This window comes from Photobacterium sp. DNB22_13_2, assembly GCF_052873915.1.
In genome coordinates this window covers 341610-349523 of sequence record NZ_JBNNXU010000005.1, presented here as the reverse complement: position 1 = coordinate 349523, position 7914 = coordinate 341610, and the positions used below count along the sequence as shown (strand labels likewise).

General features: G+C 48.6%; 5 protein-coding genes and 1 riboswitch. Of the genes, 3 read left to right on the top strand and 2 right to left on the bottom strand.

From position 1 onward, the window contains the following. Positions 1-202: 202 nt before the first annotated feature. On the bottom strand, positions 203-634 hold the full coding sequence (locus ACVA58_RS10720; protein WP_446510434.1) for an NUDIX domain-containing protein: 432 nt from the start codon (positions 632-634) through the stop codon (positions 203-205). A 178-nt stretch (positions 635-812) separates the two neighbouring features. On the opposite strand from ACVA58_RS10720, the gene ACVA58_RS10715 reads away from it, so the two are divergent. Beyond that, complete coding sequence (locus tag ACVA58_RS10715) at positions 813-1937, top strand: M14 family metallopeptidase (RefSeq protein WP_446510433.1); 1125 nt, start codon at positions 813-815, stop codon at positions 1935-1937. Positions 1938-2267: 330 nt separating this feature from the next. Next, a complete protein-coding gene (locus tag ACVA58_RS10710) occupies positions 2268-3764 on the top strand; it encodes an alkaline phosphatase (protein WP_446510432.1) in 1497 nt (498 codons plus the stop codon). Positions 3765-3895: 131 nt separating this feature from the next. Here ACVA58_RS10710 and ACVA58_RS10705 read toward each other — a convergent pair whose 3' ends face one another. Beyond that, entirely contained in the window at positions 3896-5809 is a 1914-nt protein-coding gene (locus ACVA58_RS10705; protein ID WP_446510431.1) for a BCCT family transporter, read from the bottom strand. Positions 5810-5994: 185 nt separating this feature from the next. After that, positions 5995-6165: riboswitch (Lysine riboswitch) on the top strand. Positions 6166-6248: 83 nt separating this feature from the next. Between ACVA58_RS10705 and ACVA58_RS10700 the strand changes: the two genes are divergently transcribed. Further along, positions 6249-7835, top strand: coding sequence for a Na+/H+ antiporter NhaC family protein (locus ACVA58_RS10700; RefSeq protein ID WP_446510430.1), 1587 nt, complete (start codon positions 6249-6251; stop codon positions 7833-7835). The last annotated feature ends 79 nt before the right edge of the window (positions 7836-7914 follow it).

Here is a 7914-nt window from a genome sequence, read left to right as displayed (position 1 = left end):
TACGCTACAAACGTATGCCGGTTTTCAAGACCGGTGCTTTCAACCACTCAGCCATCTCTCCGTAAGTGCGGCGTATATTATAAAGCTTATTAGCTTATGTAAACCCCCAAACTGTTTGTTTGCTCACACATCAGGCAAACAAGGCTCAACAACTCAATTAACGTACAATAAATATCAAAAAAAGAGGGGTTCACTTTGATTATTAAGAGATTCCAGAGCCCCAAAATGCTTGTTTAGGTGTTTGATTATGGCTAACCAATTGACGAAGGGACTCAGGAAAAAGGTTCCATTGCTCAATTTCAGCACAAGGCACCCACAAAAACTCAAGGTGGGGTTCATTTGATACCACAAGTTGTCTATATGATAAGCATGTTTCAACCTCAAAAATCAGGTTGATCTCGGCTTGAGGTTGACCATCAAGCAGCCATTCATTTTCCACCGCCCCCACAAATGTCCCAATGCTGGCTTCAATCGAAGCTTCCTCGCCCAACTCTCGCGCCAAGGCTACCGGTGCTGATTCGCCAAACTCAATATGTCCACCGGGCAAGAACGTCATGTTATCGCCAATCGCCCTTACCAAAAGGATATGGTCGCCATCACGGATCAATCCACGCGCAACATAATGAAAAGCCACTTTACCTTCCTCTTTAGCATTTTTGCCCATGGTACCGCAGCGACAAGTCATACCGAAATGATGAAATCATAAAATGCCACTAATCCCCTTATCGAAGTTCTGTAACAGTTATTTGCTTCAGAAAGGCTATAGTTATTGCTAACCTCTTTTCACCTCAACAAACATAAGATTGATAACAATGAAAATTTTCAGCAATTTCGAAAGTGGTAACATCCATATCGTCAGTGCCGATTCGCCAGACAACATCCAACTGACTATCCCAGCTGATAACCAATCAGACATCTCGCAGTGGTTTCATTTCCGTCTGGAAAGCCAGCCCCAGCTTCAACATCAGTTTTCAATCTTAAACTTGGCAAAATCAGCTTATCCTGAAGGCTGGCAAGACTATGATGTCGTTGCTTCTTACGATAGGGAAGAGTGGTTCCGTATTCCATCCGATTTTGATGGCGATACCTTAAGCTTTAAAGTGGTTCCAGAATACGGCTCGATGTATTTCGCTTACTTCGCCCCATTTAGTTATGACCGCCACCAAGATTTACTACACCAAGCCCAAACCCAGTTCAACTGTAAACTGGAAACCCTTGGTTCAACCCTCGATGGTAACGATATGAGCTTACTGAACATTGGTGAGCCGTCAGAAGGGAAGAAAAACATCTGGATCATTGGTCGCCAGCACCCTGGGGAAACCATGGCTGAGTGGTTTATCGAAGGCTTGTTGCAGCGCCTGCTCGATGATACCGATACTGTCGGAAAAGCCCTGCTGGATAAAGCCGTGTTCCACATTGTGCCGAACATGAACCCGGATGGCAGTATTCGTGGCCACCTTCGCACCAATGCGATTGGCGTCAACCTCAACCGTGAATGGCAATCTCCATCGATGGAAAAGAGCCCTGAGGTGTTCCTTGTGCGTGAGCGTATGCTCGCAACCGGTGTAGACATGTTCCTAGATATCCACGGCGACGAGGCTATTCCATATAACTTCGTGGCAGGCAGTGAGGGGATCCCGTCGTACAATGAACGTCATGCCGCACTGGAGAATGCTTTCAAGGCGGCTCTATTGACCATTACTCCTGAGTTTCAGGTTGCACACGGCTACGACAAAGACGAGCCGGGCAAAGCCAACCTGACGATTGGTTCTAACTGGGTCGCAGAGCAATTCAAGTGCCTGTCTTACACTATCGAGATGCCATTTAAGGATCACATCAGCCATCCTGATGAGTTCTACGGCTGGTCACCAGAACGCAGCGTGGCCTTCGGCCAGGATGTACTGGCTGCGGTAAGATCGGTCATCGATCAAATCTAATACCGATTTATCTTGGATGAATAAAAATGCCGAGTCGTAATGACTCGGCATTTTTCCGATTAAGGCTATTGGTTACGCTTGGGTATCTAACCGAAAATAAAATGACTGTTCACCTTCTTTGATAGAGCACCGTATCCCTAATATGCTGCAAACGAGAATACTCAGCTTGTTACCATCAAATTAATGCTAGTTATCAATTTGATGAACCTCGCCAATCGGAAGATCTAGATCAATATGATTCCTTTTTGCAACGTCGCTCGCTTCATTGTTAACACAACCGTCACAGTCTTAAGGTTACACTCCCACCATCTTAACAGGGAGTAAAAAGATATGTTTTTTCATACACATAAATCATGCATCGCACTATTGGTTGGTGCCGCTCTTATCACAGGGTGTAACTCCAGCAGTGACAATAACGCGAAAGATGGCACGGTACCCGCAGTTAAAAATGTCATTCTGATGATTACTGATGGTGCCAGTGATGGGGCTTGGGATGTTTCGACTTATTGGACGCACGGCGAGAAACTGAACGATGTAGCGCCCTACGTTGATATAGATACGCGCTTGGCAATGACTACCTTCCCGCTAAACAGCACTAGCAATCCGGCAGACTGTACGACAGATGAAACACCTGAAATCAGTTATGATGCTGAAAAGGTGTGGGATGAAACCATCGTTGATGAAGTCTCTGGTAACTACACCCGACCATTTTCGGGTTACAGCTATATCAACAAAGGGGCTACAGACTCCGCTGCCGCAGGCACTGCACTGGCAACAGGTCGAAAAACCTATAACAGTGCGATCAGTGTTGATTACTGCGGCCAGCCACTTGAGACTATCTCGCAAATAGCACGTCGCAGTGGCCGTTCTTCAGGCATCGTGACATCCGTTCAATTCAACCATGCCACACCAGCGGTCTTTGGTGCCCAACATACCAGCCGCAATGAATACGCCACCCTGGGTAGCAAGATGCTGACCGGCGGTATGGCCGACTTGATCATGGGCGCAGGCCACCCTGAATTTGATAACAACGGCGCACCGCACGCGGCTCATAATCACAAATACCTCAGCGAAAGTGACTGGCGCATGGTCAAAGAGGGAGCTATGTTTGCCGAAGGTGCCTCCCAGCCTTGGACGTTAATCGAAACAAAAGAGGCGTTTGAACGCCTGGCGAACAACACCGCGGATAACAACACGATGGAGGGACCGCTTTTTGGCTTGGTACCAAACGACTCAACCCTGCAACAGAGTCGTTCAAACTGTACTACCGAACAAAAGCAAACGGCTTACGGCTGTCCATTCCTGGCAAACCAACCCAGCCTGAAAACAATGACTCAGGGAGCTATCAATTATCTCAGCCAGAATGAAAAGGGCTTCTTCCTGATGGTTGAAGGTGGAGCTGTAGACTGGGCGGCACATGCTAATGACACCGCTCGAATTATTGAAGAGCAGGTTGATTTCAATAACTCGGTGCAGGCCGTCGCAGACTGGGTCGAAAAAGAGAGTAGCTGGGAGGAGACCCTGCTTATCGTGACTACCGACCACGGCAACTCTTATGTGCTGGGTGGTAGCTCAGACCAAAATGCTTATGCCCCAGTAGAAAACCCAGGCAAGCACGTCATGCCAACAGTGAAATACTACAGTGGTGACCACACCAATGAACTGGTTCGTGTCTACCTCAGAGGTGCCGGCACTGAGTTGATCAATCAATATATCAACGGCAATGACCCGCAATATGCTGATAAATACAACAACACTGGCGCAACGGGTGACTATATCGATAACACTAACGTTTTTGACCTAATGAAAACACTCATAAGTCAATAACCGTTGAAAAAAAGGCCCACTGTTTGGTAAAAACAGTGGGCCTTATCAGAGCATTCCCCTTGCGCCAATCACAACGATGAATAACATTCTGATTGCTTGCCGCCCTCCAGCTCAAAGGGCGGCACCATTAATTAAACGGCTTGATCCACCATCGCTTCAAGGCGGCTTCGCATCAGTTCATCAAACACCTTACGCGCTTCCTGTGCTTCTTCCGAAGCCGCCAATTTATTCTCTTTTGCTGACATGGCGTCATCCATCAACTGCTGGAGTTGATCCAGTCGCTCTTGTGGCGCCTCGCTAAGTTCAAAAGCAGACTCGCCATTCGCCATGGCTTCGGCACGCATCTTTTTCTTCAGCTTCCACACTTTATACAAGGCTTCACGTTCAGCTTCTGCAGCGGCCATCGCGATGTCTTTCAGCTCGTCAAACTTGGTCAGCGCCATTCCTTCTTTCGACCAAGGGTCAACATCTGGCAACTCCTCGATATTAATTACCGGATCTTCGTAGCCTTCCTGGTGGGTCAGATCAAGCTTCGCCGCCTTCACCGCCGATATCATCAGCATCACCGCAATAACCAACAGCGGCAGACCACCAACAATGGCTGCGGTCTGTAGGGTCGATAAGCCCCCCATGAACAGTAATACCGAAGGCATAAATGACAATGCAAAGGCCCAGAACAAGCGGTTCCAGCGCATTGGGTCTTCCGTCACATTGTTCTGTACCACCGATGCCAAGATATAAGAGATCGAGTCAAACGTAGTCGCTGTGAAAATTAAACACAATAGCGTGAATGCAGCAATAACAGCGGTGCTGTATGGCAGTTGCTCAAGGATTGAGAAAATGGCTTTGGTCGCCCCTTCACTGTTAAGGATACCAACGACATCCAGCGCGCCTGACAGCTGCAACGATAGACCGTAGTTACCCAAAATCATGAAGAACAAAAAGCAGCCCATCGACCCAAAGAAGATCGACCCCGTTACCATTTGCTTGATAGTACGGCCACGGGAGATCCGCGCAACAAACAAGCCCATGCTCGGTGCGAACACCAGCCACCACGCCCAGTAGAAAATGGTCCAGTCCTGTGGGAAATGGGTATTTTCAAAAGAGCCATAGCCGCCGAACGGTTCAGCCCATGTCGCCATTACAAAGAAGTTCGACAACATACGGCCCAGTGAATCAAGCCCGGTTTCCAGCATGAAAATGGTGGGACCAGAGATCAACACAAAGGCCAATAAGCCAAGCGCGCCCCAAAAGTTGATATTACTGAGGAACTTGATCCCTTTTTCCATCCCGGCGTAGGCCGAGTACGCAAAGATCGCAGTACAGAGCATCAACACAATAATCTGGGTCACAGTGTCTTTTGGTACGCCAAAGAGATAGTGAGCACCTTCGGTGATCAAGGGAGCGGCAAGGCCAAGCGTTGTCGCACCACCACCGAGAAGACCAAAGATAAACAGCACATCAATGACCTTGCCCAACCAGCCATAGCTGCGGGCTTCACCAATCACCGGCATCAACGCCGCCGATACTTTTAGCACTGGCTGCTTACGAACATAAAAGAAGTACGCAATCGGCAGGGCCGGTACTAAGTAGATAGACCAAGCAATCGGTCCCCAGTGAAACAAACCATAAGTTGCGGCCCAGCGAACCGCCTCTTCACTCCCCGGCTCAAGCTGGAACGGAGGGGCTTGGTAATAATAAGCCCACTCTATCGTTCCCCAGTACAGGATACTGGCACCGATACCACCACAGAACAGCATCGCTGCCCAGGAAGCCGTGGTAAATTCAGGCTTTTCATCAGGGTCCCCCAACTTGATTTGGCCAATGTCAGAAAAAACGATGTAAATCATAAAGAAAAATGCAGCGACACCGAGCGACAAATAAAGGAAACCGAGCTTGTCGGTCATAAAAGTTTTGGCGATGGCAATCCATTCGGCACCTTGCACTGGAAACAGCAGCAAGGGCACCACAACCGAGATCAACATACCCAACGCCCCGAAGAACGTCGGCTTGTCGATCAATTCAAAGTGTTTACGAGAAAACACGTGAGCTCCTTAAAATAAAATCCCATAGTGGGTAAGTGGGATAATCAAGAAAAGGGGGCAACTGTACAAACCAACATTCTAATGAACACGATGAAAAAAGCTGATTATTAGCTGACATAATTATTCAGCCGTATATAATGTTAGACTTATCACCAAAAACCAGTAGGATTAACGGTGATATTCCCTAAATCAGTAGAGGCGCGCTGCCTAAAAGTAACCGAGCAGAGGGTGATACCTGTGAAGCCGGAGAAAGGAGTCAGCGCCGAAGTGACTGCAGCTATCAACTCAGTCGCTGGGTCTGTGTCGAATAGGCATAGAACTGCCATAGTATTTACCTATGGAGCGCTACCTGAGGGGGTAACAAGTCATACCTATCTTCGTCTTAGTTACACTTCCTTTCGGTAGATCTCCACCTTTAAGTTGTAGGTGTGATGAGATCATGAACCTTGTAGATTTTTCGGACTCTCTATTGTCCGTTGTCCCTGCCATGCTGGCTGTTATCCTTGCCGTTACTACTAGGCGGGTTTTGCTTTCCCTTGGATCCGGTATCTTTGCCGGTGCCATGATGCTAAACCAATATTCACCATTAGAATCTTTGCAGTACTTGGTTGAAAAAGTCCTGGCGATTGTCTGGGTTGATGGCGCAATGAACGGTGACAACGTCAACATGATCATCTTCATGTTACTGCTTGGTGCGCTTATCAGCTTGATGAGTGTATCAGGTGCAACCCAAGCGTTCGCCGACTGGGCAGCGGTACGCTGTAAAGATCGCCGCAGTGCCAAGTCCCTAACCGGTTTGATGGTCTTCATCTTCTTTATTGATGACTTCTTCCACAGCCTGTCTGTGGGTGCCATCTGTCGCCCAGTCACCGACCGTTTCAATATCTCACGTGCCAAATTGGCCTACTTGCTTGATTCAACCGCAGCACCAGTGTGTGTGCTAATGCCGATCTCGTCATGGGGTGCCTATATCATCGCCCTAGTTGGCGGCATCATGATGGCTCACGGTGTGACGGATCAGAGCCCGATCTCGGCCTTTGTCGAGATGATGCCAATGAACCTGTATGCGGTATTCACTTTGGTCATGGTGCTGTGTGTTATTGCCTTCCAACTTGATATCGGCCCAATGCGCAAGCATGAGAAATGGGCACTGGAAGGCAAGCTATGGGATGAATCCAAGGGCAAACCTGCTGGTTTGGAGGTTGAAGTACCAGAATCAGCCAAAGGCGGCATGATCGACATGGTATTGCCTATCCTGACCCTGACGATGGCGACAGTCTTTTTCATGGTGCAATCGGGCGCAGATGTACTTGCTGCCAAAAGCGAAGCCTTCAGCGTAATTGGCTCATTCGAGAACACTGATGTGGGCTCCTCACTGGTATACGGTGCGATTTGTAGCCTAGTGGTTTCTATTACACTGGCTCTTCGCCTGAAGTTGGGTACGGACAGCTGGATGAAAGCGGCACCACAGGGTATTTCTGCTATGATGCCAGCGATCATCATCCTGTTCTTTGCTTGGACTATTGGTGCCGTTGTCCGTGACATGCAAACCGGTATTTACCTCGCTTCAATGTCAAACGGCAACCTGCCTGTTGAGCTGCTTCCAGCGGTTGTCTTCCTACTGTCTTGTGCAATGGCGTTTGCTACCGGCACCAGCTGGGGCACCTTCGGGATCATGTTACCGCTAGCCGGTGATATTGCTGCAGCCAGTGACATTGCACTACTGCTTCCTATGCTATCCGCTGTATTGGCTGGCGCAGTATTTGGGGATCACAGTTCGCCAATTTCAAGCACCAGTATCCTGTCGGCGACCGGTGCCGGCTGTCACCATATGGACCATGTTATGACCCAGCTACCGTACGCATGTTCGGTTGCTTTCGGTGCCCTACTGGGTTACCTCGCTATCGGTTACACTCATTCTGCTTGGGCGGGTGTTGCTGTAAGTGGTCTTTGGTTCCTGGCCTTCTGTGCCTTTGCGGTTCGCAAGAGCAAGCCTGTTATGGCTGCCGAGCCTGTAACAAGTTAAACCGTCAACGAATTTTAGGACGAGACGCTCATCCAAAAAGAGCAAGGCCATTTGATGGCCTTGCTCTTTTTTTATGACC